General features: G+C 75.8%; 10 protein-coding genes and 7 pseudogenes. 8 read left to right on the forward strand and 9 right to left on the reverse strand.

Features of this window, described 5'->3' with window-relative positions; genetic code table 11:
* Window positions 1–753 precede the first annotated feature (753 nt).
* Both pucL and FF86_RS45370 read left to right on the forward strand, forming a co-directional pair.
* Window positions 754–1,276 (forward strand): factor-independent urate hydroxylase (gene pucL / locus FF86_RS45365; RefSeq protein WP_242418518.1); only part of this gene is annotated, 523 nt, incomplete at its 3' end.
* 1 nt (window position 1,277) lies between these two features.
* Window positions 1,278–1,647: pseudogene (locus FF86_RS45370) on the forward strand (urate oxidase); the annotation flags it as partial.
* 114 nt (window positions 1,648–1,761) lie between these two features.
* Here FF86_RS45370 and FF86_RS10410 read toward each other — a convergent pair.
* Window positions 1,762–2,576 (reverse strand): annotated as a pseudogene (locus FF86_RS10410) (S-adenosyl-l-methionine hydroxide adenosyltransferase family protein); the annotation flags it as partial.
* Window positions 2,573–3,127: a DUF3099 domain-containing protein gene (locus FF86_RS10415; RefSeq protein ID WP_044884686.1), complete on the reverse strand. Its 555-nt coding sequence runs from the start codon at window positions 3,125–3,127 to the stop codon at window positions 2,573–2,575. The pseudogene FF86_RS10410 and the gene FF86_RS10415, both read right to left, overlap by 4 nt.
* 286 nt (window positions 3,128–3,413) lie before the next feature.
* On the opposite strand from FF86_RS10415, the gene FF86_RS10420 reads away from it, so the two are divergent.
* Genes FF86_RS10420 through FF86_RS10435 form a run of 4 tightly spaced genes read left to right on the forward strand, consistent with a single transcriptional unit; the run spans window position 3,414 to window position 7,705 of the window.
* The gene (locus FF86_RS10420) at window positions 3,414–4,829 is read left to right on the forward strand and encodes a glycosyltransferase family 1 protein (protein WP_199865364.1); all 1,416 of its coding nucleotides are present in this window, start codon (window positions 3,414–3,416) and stop codon (window positions 4,827–4,829) included.
* Entirely contained in the window at window positions 4,826–6,019 is a 1,194-nt protein-coding gene (locus tag FF86_RS10425) for a glycosyltransferase (RefSeq protein ID WP_044884769.1), read from the forward strand. The genes FF86_RS10420 and FF86_RS10425 overlap by 4 nt, the downstream gene beginning before the upstream one ends.
* Window positions 6,020–6,032: 13 nt before the next feature.
* A complete protein-coding gene (locus FF86_RS10430; protein ID WP_044884687.1) occupies window positions 6,033–6,881 on the forward strand; it encodes an SGNH/GDSL hydrolase family protein in 849 nt (282 codons plus the stop codon).
* Between the two features lie 29 nt (window positions 6,882–6,910).
* Window positions 6,911–7,705, forward strand: coding sequence for a hypothetical protein (locus FF86_RS10435; RefSeq protein WP_173667302.1), 795 nt, complete (start codon window positions 6,911–6,913; stop codon window positions 7,703–7,705).
* A gap of 115 nt (window positions 7,706–7,820) precedes the next feature.
* Here FF86_RS10435 and FF86_RS45375 read toward each other — a convergent pair.
* From FF86_RS45375 to FF86_RS45395, 7 genes and pseudogenes are all read right to left on the reverse strand, one after another.
* Window positions 7,821–8,147 (reverse strand): DUF3090 family protein (locus FF86_RS45375; protein WP_242418519.1); only part of this gene is annotated, 327 nt, incomplete at its 5' end.
* A gap of 1 nt (window position 8,148) precedes the next feature.
* A pseudogene (locus FF86_RS45380) lies at window positions 8,149–8,206 on the reverse strand (DUF3090 domain-containing protein); the annotation flags it as partial.
* Window position 8,207: 1 nt separating this feature from the next.
* Window positions 8,208–8,336 (reverse strand): annotated as a pseudogene (locus FF86_RS45385) (DUF3090 family protein); the annotation flags it as partial.
* A 100-nt stretch (window positions 8,337–8,436) separates the two neighbouring features.
* Window positions 8,437–9,528 (reverse strand): annotated as a pseudogene (locus tag FF86_RS10445) (ferrochelatase); the annotation flags it as partial.
* The gene (locus tag FF86_RS10450) at window positions 9,525–9,830 is read right to left on the reverse strand and encodes a hypothetical protein (RefSeq protein ID WP_044884689.1); all 306 of its coding nucleotides are present in this window, start codon (window positions 9,828–9,830) and stop codon (window positions 9,525–9,527) included. The gene FF86_RS10450 and the pseudogene FF86_RS10445, both read right to left, overlap by 4 nt.
* A 377-nt stretch (window positions 9,831–10,207) precedes the next feature.
* Window positions 10,208–10,582 (reverse strand): SDR family oxidoreductase (locus FF86_RS45390; protein WP_242418520.1); only part of this gene is annotated, 375 nt, incomplete at its 5' end.
* A gap of 1 nt (window position 10,583) precedes the next feature.
* Window positions 10,584–10,924, reverse strand: a pseudogene (locus tag FF86_RS45395) (SDR family NAD(P)-dependent oxidoreductase); the annotation flags it as partial.
* Between the two features lie 238 nt (window positions 10,925–11,162).
* On the opposite strand from FF86_RS45395, the gene FF86_RS10460 reads away from it, so the two are divergent.
* Both FF86_RS10460 and FF86_RS45405 read left to right on the forward strand, forming a co-directional pair.
* Window positions 11,163–11,489, forward strand: a complete 327-nt coding sequence (locus FF86_RS10460; protein ID WP_044884690.1) for a DUF167 family protein — start codon at window positions 11,163–11,165, stop codon at window positions 11,487–11,489.
* A 1,947-nt stretch (window positions 11,490–13,436) separates the two neighbouring features.
* Window positions 13,437–14,643: pseudogene (locus FF86_RS45405) on the forward strand (pyruvate dehydrogenase); the annotation flags it as partial.
* Window positions 14,644–14,684: the final 41 nt, after the last annotated feature.

Here is a 14,684-nt window from a genome sequence, read left to right on the forward strand (position 1 = left end):
TACCCAGGGGTCGGCACCTCGTCCCGTCGATCACCGGACTGGCCGGTGTCAGCCGCCCGACCATCACTCCGCGTCGAGCATATAAATACGGAGGGTAGCACCCTCCGGGCATTCCCCATAAACCCCTCCCCTTTCCCCTCTTCCGACGCGCGGACACCGGATGAGGTTGCCCCCCGGGATGACAATTCGCCGACCCGTCGAAAGCGACGACCTGGACCCATCGCGCCGCCAAAGACGGNGCANCCGGTCACGCCGACGGATGGTTTTCCGCAACTCGGGGACGACCAGACGGGCCATCCGGTCGACACCAACCCAGGACCATCACGGATGATTGCGATGTCGATGGAATTCCGGCGGGAAACGCGGATTCGTTGGGCGATCGGTGATCGATGACCCGCGAACCCGGGGGTGGTGGGGCCGGNGGCGGACTGCGCCCACCCCGGCCACCACGGACCCTCGGGTGGACCCCCGGAGGATCACTGGACGGCCTCGGCACGGACGGCTCGCGGCCGACCGGCGGAAACGGCCACGAAACCCACGGACGGCCCGTGCCGTCACACCGCTGCCGCAGGATGGGCGGGGCCACGGGCCGGGGCTGGGCCACGGGCGGGGCGTCCGTGGACACCGTCGGGCCGCGCGGGTCGCGGCGCCACGTGCCGGGCCGCGCCGGGCCCGGCCGGGGACCGGACCAGACTCGTCGCTGGGCGACCCTCACCGCGAGGGAACGCACGTCCCCGCGACCAGGGAGGCTCGATGGCGATCGTGCTTGGACCGAACCAGTTCGGCAAGGCGGAGATCCGTCTCGTCCACGTGGACCGCACAGGTCCGGTGCATCACCTCACCGACCTGAACGTGTCCACCGCGCTTCGCGGCGACTTCGCCGCGGCACACCTGACCGGTGACAACTCCCACGTCCTCACGACCGATGCGCAGAAGAACACCGTCTACGCCTTCGCGCGGAAGCATGGCATCGGCCAGATCGAGGATTTCGCGATCCGGCTCGGCCGGCATTTCGTCGATTCCTTCCCGTGGATCGACGGCGCCCGGATAGAGATCGAGAAATACCACTGGAATCGAATCCTGGTAGGCGGGACGCCGCACGACCATGCGTTCAGCCGGGCCGGCGGGGAAAGACGGACGACGGTCGTCACGGTGGACGGCGACGCCGCATTCGTCGTTTCCGGACTCGCCGGGCTGGTCCTGCTCAAGTCGACCGGTTCGGAGTTCTGGGGATTTCCCCGCGACGACTACACGACGCTGGCCGAGACCACCGACCNCATCCTCGCGACCGAGGTGACGGCCCGCTGGCGTTACATCGGGGCCGGTCATGACTTCGGGCCGCTGTTCGACGGCGTCCGCGAAACTCTGGTCAGCACGTTCGCCGACGTCCACAGCCTGGCGCTGCAGCAGACGCTCTACCGGATGGGCGAGGCGGCCCTGACCGCCTTCCCGCAGGTCGCCGAGGTACGGATGTCGATGCCGAACAAGCATCACTTCCTGGTCGACCTCGAACCGTTCGGTCTGGACAACCCGGACGTCGTCTACCAGGCACCGGACCGTCCCTACGGGCGGATCGAGGCGACGGTGCTGCGCGACGACGCGCCCGACCCGGGCCCGAGCTGGCAGGCCGTCCCCGGCTTCTGCTGACCCGCGAACGGCCCGGACTGGCCCTGACGCCCACCCAGGCTCGACGCCCGCTCAGGCTCGACGCCCGCTCAGACCCCGGTGCCCGCTCAGACCCCGGTGCCCGCCCGACACAGNGCGAGCCGGTCCGCCGGGGCGACGGCCAGGGTGCGGGCCGCGTCGCCGTCGCGGACCGCGATCGCGGCCATGCCCGCGGCGTCCACGTAGAGCACCAGCTCGCCGGGCGCCACCGACCCGAACGTCACCCCGACCGCCAGCTCCGTCACGGGTGTTCCACCGGCCGCGCCGAGGGATGGGCCGGTGCCGGGGGCGGCGGCCCAGACCAGCGCCCGGCCGGGCGGCCGCAGCCCGGCATCGGCGAGCAACGCCCCCTCGGCCGCGAGCTGCACGTTGCCGAAGGTGTCGACGAGCAGCACCTCGGCCTCGAGCGCCCCGTCCGACCGCAGCCGGGCGTGCAGGGCGGGCAGGCGGACGAGCGTCGCCGGGTCGAGCGGCGCGCCGAGCGCGGTCAGCTCCGTCCCCCGGGCGAGCTCGGCGGCGGCGGGCGCGAACACGTCGCGGCCGTGGAACGTGGCGGGCACTGCGGCCGGCACCGGCAGCGTCACCGCCGCCTCGACGCCGCCGAGCCGCTCGGCCGCCGCGATCAGCAGGCCGTTGTCGGGCCCGACGAGGTCGCCGCCGGCCGCGCGCACCGCCACCGCCCGGCGCGCCGTGCCCACCCCCGGGTCCACCACCGCGAGGTGCACCCCGCGCGGCAGCGAGCCGACGGTCTGGGCGAGCACCGCCGCCGCGCGGCGCACGTCGCCCCGCGGCACGAGGTGGGTAACGTCGATGATGCGGGCCGTCGGCACTGCCCGCAGGATCACCCCGTGGCACGCCGCGACGAAACCATCCGCGAGCCCATAGTCCGTGGTGAAGCTGATGAAGGTCACCGTGACGGGGCGTCGGCCACGGGATCAGCCCGCGCGGAGGCTTCGGCGGGCCCCGGCGGCTCGTTGCCGGGTGTCGACGAGCCCGAGGACGACGAGCCCGAGGACGACGAGCCGGGGGTCGACGCGTCCGCCGGATACTCGGAGGCCGCGTCCGCAGTCGCGGACCACGCGCCGCCCGGCGCCGCCGAGGGCCGGCCGTGGACCCAGCCCGCGTCGTCGACCCAGCCCTCGCTGTCGACCACGCGGTGGGGATCGGCGGTCAGCGCCGCCGGCGCGTCCTGCACCGCCCGCACCGGATCGAAGGTGGCGGGTCGGTCCCGCTCGGGGGGCGGGCCACCGTTGGCGACGACGACCGCGACCCAGGGCAGGATGACGGCGATCGCGACGGCGATGAACCGCAGCCAGCCCTGGAAGGCGACCACGGCGAGCACGAAGCAGATGACCCGGAACAGCATCGAGGCCAGGTAACGCCGCTCCCGGCGGTGGATGTCGGACTGCCGCGACCGGCCGGCGGACGTGATGAGAACCGTCTCCCGGCGTTTGAACATCATCTGTGCACCTCGATGGTTCTCCCTGTCCGGTTCGTCCCCGCCCGCGCCTGCCCTGCCCCTCCCAATATCCTCCTCACCGGGTCGCGGGGAAAACGGCCACGATCGGGCACCGCACTGCGCCAGGGGCCCCGGACCACCCGGACCGCGGCCACCCGGCCCGCGGCCACCCGAACTTCGGCCACCCGGCCTGGGCGACGCTTTCCGGCACGAAGCTGTGCGGGAACGTTCACGTAGCGGTCGGCTGGCCGTCCGCGGGACGGCTCCGTGCCCTGCCACCGTGCTCGGTGTGCGCGTAGCCGTGATCACCGAGTCGTTCCTCCCCCACGTGGACGGGGTGACGAACACGGTGTGCCGAGTCCTGGAGCATCTACGCGACCGCGGGCACGAGGCGATGGTCGTCGCGCCGGCCCCGGCACCGGCCGCCCGGCGCACCGCCCCCCGCGCACACGCCGGCGCGCCCGTGCTGTGGGCGCCGTCGGCGCCGATGCCCGGCTACCCGGCGTTCCGCTTCGCCGTCCCGTGGCCCGCCCTGCCCGCGGCGCTGCGCGAGTTCGACCCGGACATCGTTCATCTCGCGGCGCCGGCCGGGCTCGGCGCGCAGGCGGTGTTCGCGGCCCGGCGGCTCGACGTGCCGAGCGTCGCCGTCTACCAGACCGACATCGCGGCGTTCGCGGCCCGCTACGGCCTGGCCACCGCCGAGCGCACGATCTGGCGCTGGCTCGCCACCGTGCACCGGCTGGCGGCGCGCACGCTCGCGCCGTCCTGGGACTCGGTCGACGCCCTGCTGCGCCAGGGGGTGCAGCGGGTCGCCCGCTGGAGCCGGGGCGTGGATCTCGAACGTTTCGATCCGGGGCACCGCGACGCCGACCTGCGCCGCCAACTCGCCCCGGGCGGCGAGCTGCTCGTCGGCTACGTCGGCCGGCTCGCCCGGGAGAAGCGGGTGGACCTGCTGGGTGCGGTCGCCGACCTGCCGGGCACCCGGCTCGTCGTCGTCGGTGATGGCCCGTCCCGACTGGCCCTCACCCGGACGCTGCCGGACGCCGCCTTCCTGGGCTTCCGCAGTGGCCGCGAGCTGTCCGCCGCGGTGGCGAGCCTGGACGTGTTCGTGCACACCGGCGTGCACGAGACGTTCTGCCAGGCCGCCCAGGAGGCCAAGGCCAGCGGGGTACCGGTGGTCGCCCCGGCGGCCGGTGGGCTGCTCGACGTCGTCGAGCACGGCCGCACCGGCCTGCACTACGCCCCGGGGGATCCGGCGGCGCTGCGCGCCCAGGTCGCCGCGCTGGTCAGCGACCCGCAGCGGCGGGCCACCATGGCGCTGGCCGCGCGGGACTCCGTCGCCGGATGCGGCTGGAGCGCGGTCGGCGACGAGCTGCTCGGCCACTACCGCGACGTCCTCGGCACCGGCGGCGGACAGACCGCGCGTCGCGGCGGACAGGCCGGCCATCGCGCCGGGCCAGGCGCGCACGGGGCGCACGGGGGGCGCGGGGCGCACGGGGGGCATCGGGAGATCGGCGCGCGCGGGGGGCCGGACGGCCGGGCCGGGACGCCCGGACGGCCCGGCCCGGGTGGGTGGGCGGCCCGGCACCTGCAGGCAGGGTCCGGCGGTGGTGCCCGGCGGGGATCGGGGGCGGCCGGGTGGCCGCCGGCAACGGGGGCGGGCGGCCGGGACGCGGCCCGACGAGACGACAGGCGGTCACCATGAAGATCGTGCAGGCGGCGAACTTCGTCGCGCCGGCCTCCGGCGGCATCCGGACGACGCTGCGCCACCTCGCCGCGGGCTACACGGCGGCCGGTCACGAGGTCGTCCAGATCGTGCCCGGGGAGCATGACGAGGTCGAGCAGCGCCCCGACGCGCTGGTGCTGCGGGTTCGGGCCCCCCGCCTGCCCGGCACCGGCTACCGGGTCATCACCCAGCCGTGGCGGGTGGCGGCCCTGCTCGACCGGGAGCAGCCCGACCGGTTGGAGGTCCACGACCGGGCGACCCTGCGTCCGCTGGGCGGCTGGGCGCGCCGGCACGGCGTGCCGTCCCTGGTCGTCAGCCACGAACGGCTCGACCGGCTGCTCGGCACCTGGACGCCGCCGGCGCTGCGGGGCGTGCTGCCGGTGACGGCGGCGGCGGACCGGGCGAACGCCTCGCTCGCCGCCGGGTTCGACACGGTCGTCACGACGACGGCCTGGGCCGCGGCCGAGTTCGTCCGGCTCGGCACGCCGAATCTGTGCCACATCCCGCTCGGCGTGGAACTCGACCGGTTCCACCCCGATCACCGCGACCGCACGCTGCGCCGGGCGTTCGCCCGGGACCGGGAGGCGCTGCTGGTCGTGGCCAGCCGGCTGGCGCCGGAGAAGCGGGTGGACACCGCCGTCGACGCCGTCGCCGAGCTCGTCCGCCGGCGGGTTCCGGTCCGCCTGGTGATCGCCGGCGACGGGGCCCACCGCGGCCGGTTGGAACGGCGGGCCGCCGGGCTGCCCGTGACCTTCCTCGGCTTCGTCGCCGACCGCGAACGGCTCGCCGGCCTGCTCGCCACCGCTGACCTCGCGCTCGCCCCGGGACCGGTGGAGACGTTCGGACTGGCCGCCCTGGAGGCCCTCGCCAGCGGCACGCCGGTGGTGGTCAACCATGCCAGCGCGCTGGCCGAGCTGGTGGTGCCGGGGGTGGGCGCGATCGCCGCCGGCAGCGGGTTCACGTTCGCCGACGCGGTCGTCGACCTGCTGTCGGTGCCGCCGGCCGGGGAGGCCGACCGGCGCGCGGCGGCGCGGGCCCGGGCCGAGCAGTTCACCTGGTCGGCCGCTGTCGCCGGCTTCCTCACCTGCCACGCCGGGTCGCCGACGGCCGACACCGCCACGGTCGCCGCGCCGGCCCCGGTGCCGCCGGCACCGCCCATGGCCGCCTGAAGGCGGCCCACCGATGGCCGCGGCCCGGTCAGGCCGGCGCCCCCCACCGGCGACACGCTTCGTCGCACTGGGCGACAGCATCACCGTCGGGCTGGGTGACGGAGTCACCATGGGCCGCGAGCACCGCCGCACCGCCACCCACGGCCGTGGCTTCGCCGCCCGGCTCGCCGAACGCCTCGGCCCGCCCGACGCCGTCGACTACACCAACCTCGCCACGACCGGCGCGACGGCCCGCGACGTGCGCACCCGCCAGCTACCGGTCGCGCTCACCTGCGACCCGCAGGTGGCCACCGTGATCGCGGGCATGAACGATGTGCTCAAGCGGACGTTCGACCCGCTGCGCGTGCGTCAGGACCTGGTCTGGACGGTGAGCCGGCTGCGCGCCGGTGGGGCGGTCGTGCTTACCGCGACCCTGCCCGACCCCGGCCGGCTGCTTCCGCTGCCGGCGCCGCTGGCCCGCGTTCTCGCCTACCGGGTCGGACGCCTCAACGCCGCCGTGCGCGCCACCGCCCGGGCCGATCCCGGGGTGCTCGTCGTCGACCTCGGCCGTCATCCGGCCGTGCGCCACCGGTCCAGCTTCGACGTCGACCGGGTCCATCCGGGGCCGCACGGGCACCGGCTGATCGCGCAGGCGTTCGCCCACCGGCTCGCCCAGGCCGGGGTACCACTTGTCGGCGCGCCGTCCGGGCCGGATGCCGCGGGCGGCGCGGACGCCGAGGTCACGGCCCCGGGTGCGCTCCGGCACTCCTACTGGCTGCTCAGCGTCGGCCTGCCCTGGCTCGCCGGTCGGTGCCTGGCCGGCGGCGACCGGCACGCCTATCACACGGAAAATCGGCTCGTGAGCCACCCTCGGCGCGCCTGAGACCCCCTCGATTGCCTACGGTAGGCAATGTGCTTCCCGCCCTGTCAGCCTCGCCCCGGTCCGGCGTCCTCACCGGCTGGGGCAACGCATGGCTTGCCGGGCTCGTCGGACTGGACGACGTCATCACGCAGGTGCACCGCGCGCTCGGCGGCGAGGCGGCGCCGCACACCCTCGGCGACGAGCCGCTTGTCCTCGGTCTCGGCGCCCTGCGCACAGCCGGCGCGCAGCGGCTGCGCCTCGTCCTGCCCGCCCCGGGTGACGTCGCCGGCCTGCCCGGCCCGCCGGAGGTGAACCGCGACGCGATCACCGCGGGTGAGGCCGTCCTCGTCGTCGGGCCGACCCCGCCGCTGCTGCTCGTCCCCAGCGTCGTCGTGCACGGTCCGGCGCTGGAGGGCCGGCTGGAGTCGGTGCACTGGCGGGTGCTGCCCGCGGCCAGGGTGCCGCCGCCCGGCGCCGGGCTGCGCGCCGCCGAGCACGACCTCAGCGACGCGATCCGCACGACCACGGCCGCCCTGGTGCATCTGGACATCGCCAGCGCCCGCCCCGAGGTACTCGCCCTGCTGCGCGACCGCGGCGAGGAGGAACCGGGGCCGGGGCTGGGCCCGGGCCACCCGTCTGCCGCCCACGCCCTGCTCGCCCGGGCGGAGCGGCTGTCGACCCTGCTGGACCTGGCGGCCCGCGACGACGGTGCCGCGGTGACGGCCCACGAGATCGCGCGGCGGTCCGCGGCCCTGCGCAGCCTGTCCGCGGCGGTGCGGCGCGCCTACGAGGCCGCCTACGACGCGTTCGACCCGTCCTGCGCGACGGTGCCGCCGCCGCACTGAACCGGCTCGGGCGCGGGCGCGGGCAGCGCGGTCCCGAGGTAACACGGCCTCAGGTGAACCGGGCCGGGAGGACCGGCGCCGCAAGGACCGGCGCCGGGTGAACCGGTGGGGCCGGTCAGTTCAGCCGGGGGCAGAAGTGGCCCGCGGGGTCGTCGGGGCGACCGCACAGGACGCACGCCGGGCGACCGGCGGCGACGATCGTGCGGGCCCGTTCGATGAAGGCCCGGGCCTGCCGGATGGACAGGCCGACCCGCAGCGAGTCGAGCTCGTCCTCGCTCTCGGGCAGCCGGATCTCCCCGGGCGAGATCCCGGCCGCCTCGACGAACACCCGGTGGCCGTCCCAGGAGACGGTGAGCTGCCCCAGGTGGAAGTCCTCCTGGAACGGCGCGTCCAGCGGGGCGAGATCGATCTCGACGTCCGAGGCGGCCGGAAGCGGTATCCCNTGGGTCTGACCGACCTGGCCGAGCAGCGTGTTCAGCCCCTCGGCGAGCGCCGTGACCTNGGTTTTCTCCAAGCCCACGGTCACGACCTGCCCCCGGCCGGCGGCCTGCAGGAAGAAGACCCTGTCACCGGGCTGGCCCACCGTTCCCACCACGAACCGCTCCGGGGATTCGAACACGTAGCGCTGCATATCTCCGATCGCTCCGTTACCTTCGTTCGCCTCGTCGTCCGGTGCTGGTTGCGTCGTTCCCCATCAGTATCGCCGCATCCGCATGCNGTCCACCCTTCGNGGCGTCCTGGATGGCGCCAGGTGACCGCCGCGGCGGCAGGCAGCAGTGCGCGGCGCACCTCTGCGGCCATGGTCCGAACTCGGTCAGCGCCCGGCGGGGCAGGTCCGGATGCCGGATCTCCTCGACGAGCTCCCGCACCATCGCGACGAACCGCGGGTCGGTGCCCACCGTGCCGGCGCGCGCCACCGGCAGCCCGACCTGCGCCGCCCGCTGCGCGGCGAGCACGTCGAGATCGTAGGCGACCTCCATGTGATCGCTGACGAAGCCGAGCGGCACGACGACGGCGCCCACCGCCCCGGCGCCGGCGAGCTCGACCAGCCGATCGCCCACGTCCGGCTCCAGCCAGGGCACCGCCGGCGGTCCGCTGCGGCTGCAGTAGGCCAGCTCGACGGGATGGCGGACCCCGGTGACACGCTCGACCCCGGCGGCGATCACTCCCGCCACGGCGCGTAGCTGGCGCGGGTAGGCGTCGCCGTGGGGACCGCTGGCCCACGCCTGCGACAGCGGCAGGGAATGCGCGGTGAACAGCAGGTGGGCGTCGGCCTGCGCCTTCTCGGGCAGCTCGGCCAGCGCGGCGACGCACCGGTCGACCATCGGCTCCACGAAGCCGGGATGGTCGAAGAACAGGCGCAGCTTGATCAGCTCCGGGGCGGCGAGGGCCGGCGGGAGTGCGGCAAGCGCCGCGGCCAGGTTCTCCCGGTACTGGCGGCAGCCCGAGTACGACGAGAACGCCGAGGTGACGAAGCAGGCCGCCCGGCGGACCCCGGCGGCGGCCATCTCGGCGACCGTGTCGGTCAGGTAGGGCGCCCAGTTGCGGTTGCCCCAGTAGACGGGCAGGCCGGGCAGCTCCGCCCGCAGGGCCTCGGCCAGCGCACGGTTCTGGTCGTTGAGCGGGCTGCGTCCGCCGAACATCCGGTACTGCTCGGCGACGACCTCGAGCCGCGACTGCGGGACATCCCGCCCGGCCGTGACGTTGCGTAGAAACGGCAGCACGTCGTCGGGGCCCTCGGGGCCGCCGAAGGAGACCAGCAGCAGCGCGTCGACGTCGCTGGCGACCCCCAGCGTCCCGGGCGTCGCGGGCGTCACGGTCATCGCGGCACGCGGTTGGCGAGGTCGGCCGGGTAGGTCGGGAAGTAGCGGCCGATGGTCGACAGCTCGAACTCCGGCAGGATCGCTCCCGCCGGTTCCCGGGCCAGCAGGTACTCGAACGACGCGCGGACCAGGGCAATCATCCCCGGCTCGTCGCCGACGTCCGTCCCGCTCGCGGCGAGCACCGCGTCGTCGACGGTGACCCGGAACGAAAAGGAGAGACCGGGCACGCCGGGCGAGGTCTCCTCGGCGGCCTCCACGTCGAAGTCGCGGCCACCACGCGGTTCCACCCGGATCACGCTCATCGGACCCACCCCTTCGTGGCTGTGGCTGCGGCGGCCTCGGCGCCACCGCCCAGGACGAGAGCGGTGGGCCAGGACCGACGCCGGGTGACGCCGGCCGCCGCGCACGGCCACGGCTCGACGGCGCGCAGCAAGGCTTCGCCGCCCACGATATCCGTCGGCGACGTCCCTCACCCACCCGCGGGCCCGGCCGGCGTGCGCCGGCGCAGCCCGGCCCGCGGGCCGGCGCCGTGATGTGCGGCCGCGCGGGTCGGTGACCGGCTTGACGAACTGGTCCTATCGGCCGTCGGACCCGTCCGCGCGGCGGCCGTCGGAACTGTCCGCGCGGCGCGAGGGTGCGGCCGGCCGTGGCGCTCGGCCGCGGTCAACCGGGCTGGGAATCAGTGCCCCATGCTCAGTCCGCCGTCGACCGGAATCAACGCACCGCTGATGTACCCGGCCTGGGGCGAGGCCAGGAAGGCGACGAGGGCGGCGACGTCCGCCGGCTCGCCCATCCGCCCGCCGGGCACCTGGGCGGTGAGCGCCGCCCGCTGGGCCTCGGTCAGCGCGTCGGTCATGTCCGTACGGATCGGGCCGGGGGCGACGACGTTGGCGGTGATGTTGCGGGGTGCCAGCTCCCGGGCGAGGGACCGGGCGAAACCGATCAGGCCGGCCTTGGAGGCGGCGTAGTTGGACTGCCCGGGCCCGCCGGTGGACGCGACGACGGAGGAGACGAAGATGAGCCGCCCGCGGCGCATCCGCATCATCGGCCGCGCNGCCCGCTTGGCCACCCGGTACGCGCCGAGCAGGTTCGTGTCGACGACCTCCTGGAAGGCGTCCTCGCTCATCGTGGCCAACAGGGTGTCGCGCACGATGCCCGCGTTCGACACGACGATCTCGACCGGGCCGAACTCGGCCTCGACCTCCGCGAATGCCTTGTCGACGCTCTCGGTGTTGGCGACGTCCATCCGGACGCCGAGCATGCCCTCGGGGGCGGAGCCGCCGCGGCTGGCGACCGCAACCCGGTCTCCCGCGGCGGCGAGCGCGACCGCGCAGGCGGCGCCGATGCCGCGGTTACCACCCGTCACCAGGGCCACGCGACCCTCGTTTTCGACCATGGCCGGATAGTAGCCGGCCGATCCACCGTCTCCGGACCGTCCCGGCCGACGACACACACATCCCGGAGGACCGCGGGGAACCATCACCCCCGTGGTCACCCCTTGGTGGCATCGTGCCCGCGTCGGCGCCGCAGACGTGCGGTGTCCAGATCACCCTCGTCCTCACGCCGCGACACGAGCTCGCGCGGTGCGGCGGTGCGGCGGTGCGGCGGTGCGGCGGTGCGGCACGATAGCAGTCATGCGGGTGACGATCCGGGTCCAACCGGGCGCCGGGCGAGCCGGCGTGGGCGGGCGCTGGACGGATCCGCGGGCGGGTGCGATGTTGATCGTCCGGGTGACCGAGCGGGCCGTCGACGGCCGGGCGACCGAGGCCGCCCTGCGCGCCCTGGCCGGCGCGCTCGGTCTGCGCCATCCGCAGGTGCGGCTCGTCCGCGGGGCCACGAGCCGGGTCAAGACCGTCGAGCTCACAGCGCCCGAGGCGGACGAACCGGCGCTGCGCGCCCGCCTCGACCGTCTGCTCGCCGCCGACGACCTCAAGGGGACGGCCAGCACCACGACGGACTGACGGGTCTCGCCCGGCCGCACGGCAGAGCCGGGGCGTCGCCGGTGGGGCGCGCACCGGCGACGCGGGGTCGGCGGAGTTCAGCCCGCGGCACCGCAACCGCNCACGGATGCTGAAATGGTGCGACCACCACGAAACGGGACGCCGGACGCGGGCCCGCCGCGCGTAGTGGACGTGTGTCGCCGATCCGGCCGGCGGCACAACCTCCGGCCCGCACCGCACGTCCGGACATTGGGAGGTCGGTGTCGTGGGACGAAGGCCGGTCATGCGCAGGCCGGAAGTCAGACCGGCGGACGCCCTGCGGGCGCATGCGGGTCGGGGGGAGCTGACCATGGGACCAGACATCCCGGATGCTCCCGACGTCCCCGACGTCCCCGACGCCGCGGACGCCGCAGACGCCGCAGACGCCCCGGACACCGCCGCGCCGGACGCCACCCCTCGACCGGGCCAGGAGGACGGCGCGATGGCCCCGGCCCGCCCGCCCCTGCGATCCGGCGCGGACATCCAGCAAGATCGAGACGAGGACTCCATGGTGATGTCGCCGGCCGCCGCTCGCCGCCCCTGGCCCGCCGACGCCGGGGAGCCCGCGGGACCACCGGCGGCGCCGGGCGCCGTGGTGCCGGCCGCGCCCCACGGGCCGGCCACGCCTGGCAGACCGGACCTGATCGCCGGTAGCGCACCGGAACCGGTCACGCCGGGCCCGCCCGGTGGGGTACTCGATCTCGCCGCGCTGGCCGCGGTGGAGCGTCGGCTGCGTGCCACCGCCACCGCGGCCGTCGAGGACGGCGTGCGCTCCGGGCGGCGCTCCCCGGCCGCCGCCCGCAGCGAGCGGGCTGGGGTGGCCGCGGCCTCGAGCATCGCCACCGTCCTGTGGTTCGACTCGCTGCGCGCCGAGGATCGGGTCAGCGTGACGCCCCGGGCCGCCGCGCTGGTCCACGCCGTCCATCACGTGCTCGAGGACGCGCGGGTGGCCGGCGACCCGATCGGCGGGCCGGCGGCGGGCGACCCGCCGGCCGGTTGGCTGCGGCCCGACGGCGCGCCGCCTCTGGCGGACTCCCGCCCCCTGCGCGTGCTGGGCGCCGGCAACGTCGGGCCGAGTGGAACGGTGTGGGCGGCGCTGGCCCGCCGGTACGCCGGCGAGCGCTTCGACCGCACCCCGCGGGGACGCCAGATCTGCCTGATCGACTACGCCGAGCTACGCGACCCGGCCGTCTGGGAGACGATCGCCGACGAGCGGGCCGCCCATCTCGGCGAGCTGCTCTGGGTGGTGATGGTGACCGGGACCAGCGTGTCCGCCGCCACCGGCGGCCCCGGCGGGATCGGCGGGCCGGGCCGTGCGGCGCGGCTGTTCGAGGCGGCCGGCTGGCAGGTCCTGACCGTGCGGTACGGCCGTCGGCTCGAGGCGCTGTTCCGGGCGCCCGGCGGCCACGCGCTGCGGTCCCGACTCGACCTGCTCACTCCGGCCGAGTTCCGGGACCTGCTGCACGCCCGCGGGGCGGACCTGCGCCGCCGCCTCGCCGGGCCGGGCACGGCCGGCGCCGGCATCAGCCGGTTGCTGGATACCCTCACCGACGAGCAGATCCTCGCCTGCCTGGGCGATCTGGGCGGGCACGACATCCCGCTGCTGATCGACGCCTTCGACGAGGTGGCCGCGGACCGGCCCACGGTGCTGTTCGCCTACACCGGCGACCGGCTCGCGCCGGAGGACGGCCCGTACCCGGCCGCGGACACCAGCCGCCGCGACCCACCCGCGCCGGCAGCCGCGCAGCTCGCCTCCCGCAACCTCGCCTCCCGCAACGGGGCCGGTGCGGCGACCGACGTCGACGGGGCGGTTGTCGCCCTGTCCCAGGATCCGGCAGCGCGGCGGCTCGCCCGCCACGTCGCGCGTTATCTCGACCGTGCTCCGGTGCCGCTGCGCAGTCCCGCCCCGGTGCCCGCACACGCGGCTGNCCGCCGCTTCCCGGAGCGGATCTCCACCCAGGAGGCGTTCGGGGACCTGCTGCGAGATCTGCCGCGGCTCGCCCCGCAGGCGGCGGCCGCGGTGGTCACGATCAGCACTCGGGCCGCCGATCCCGTGCTCGCCGGCTGGCTGGCCGCCGCCGGCGGGCCTTCCGGCGGCGGCACGGCGTCGCCCGGCAGCACCACCGACCCCGCCTCCAGGGCGGAACCGGCAATCATCGACGCGGTGGGCGGTGTGGGGGGCGCGACCGACCTGATGCGGCCGGGCGGCGCGGATGACGGCGAGGGCGATGCCCCGGCGGGGCGGCATGTGGCCGGCGGACTGTCGGCGGCGGCCTTCGGCGGGGTTCTCGGCTCGCTGGGGGTGGCGTGGAGCCGGCAGGGTCTGCCGCTGCTGCCCATCGGGGTCGCCGACGAGGTGTCGGCAGGTCGGGTGCTGCCCGGCTGGCTCGCCGCCGGCAGCGCCGACGCCCGCTCGGTGCTGGCGGTGGCCGACACCGGACTCGACCCGATCACCCGCGCTCTGGCCTGGAACGGCGGCGACGGCGCCCCGGCCGGGATCGCGACGACCTGGGTGCCGGCGTTCGCCCACGATCTCGCCTGGTGCCTGCTGGCGGGGCTCGGCCGGCTGGCCCGACTCGACGGTGCCTCCAGCCTGATCCAGCTCTCCGCCCGCCCGGTGGACCAGCGGCTCGCCGAGCTCCCGGTGGACGCGGACGGCTGGCGCCGCCGTCGCGCCCTGGTGCTCGCCGGCGGCTACCGGCTGCACGAGGGCGGGCCGGCAGCCGCGATCACCCTGGTCGGTGTCGGCCCGGTCATGCCGGAGGTGCTGCGCGCCGCGGCGGAGTTGCGCTCCGGGCTCGGCCACGAGGTGACCGTGGTCTGCCTGACCTCGCCGGGAGCCGTCTTCCAGGCGCTGCAGGCCCGCCGCGGGTTGGCCGAGGGGTCGGACGCGCTGCTCGCCGAGCTCTTCCCGGCCGACCGGCGGTGTCCGATGGTCACCGTTGTCGACGGCGATCCGCGGGCGCTGAGTTTCCTGGCGGGCGTGCACGGCGATCCGATCTCGACGCTCGGCTCAGCCACGCCGCCGCCGGACGCCGCCGGGGCGGCGGTCCGGCCGGGGACCGTACCCGTCACCGTGGACGTGATCGTCGGAACGGCGTTGGACCTGCTCGACGAGACGGCGACCGCCGGCTGATCGGCGGCGGGCCGACCTCGGCCACAACGCCCGCCGGTCGG

This window comes from Frankia sp. CpI1-P (assembly GCF_001421075.1).
In the GTDB taxonomy this organism is placed as follows: Bacteria; Actinomycetota; Actinomycetes; order Frankiales; family Frankiaceae; genus Frankia; species Frankia torreyi.

What these genes read in the sequence shown, in the direction of transcription:
- FF86_RS10450 (WP_044884689.1), bottom strand. Translation starts at nt 9,830, where the DNA reads ATGAGCGTGATCCGGGTGGAACCGCGTGGTGGCCGCGACTTCGACGTG.
- FF86_RS10430 (WP_044884687.1), top strand. Translation starts at nt 6,033, where the DNA reads ATGGCCGCGGCCCGGTCAGGCCGGCGCCCCCCACCGGCGACACGCTTC.
- FF86_RS10460 (WP_044884690.1), top strand. Translation starts at nt 11,163, where the DNA reads ATGCGGGTGACGATCCGGGTCCAACCGGGCGCCGGGCGAGCCGGCGTG.
- FF86_RS10415 (WP_044884686.1), bottom strand. Translation starts at nt 3,127, where the DNA reads ATGATGTTCAAACGCCGGGAGACGGTTCTCATCACGTCCGCCGGCCGG.
- FF86_RS10425 (WP_044884769.1), top strand. Translation starts at nt 4,826, where the DNA reads ATGAAGATCGTGCAGGCGGCGAACTTCGTCGCGCCGGCCTCCGGCGGC.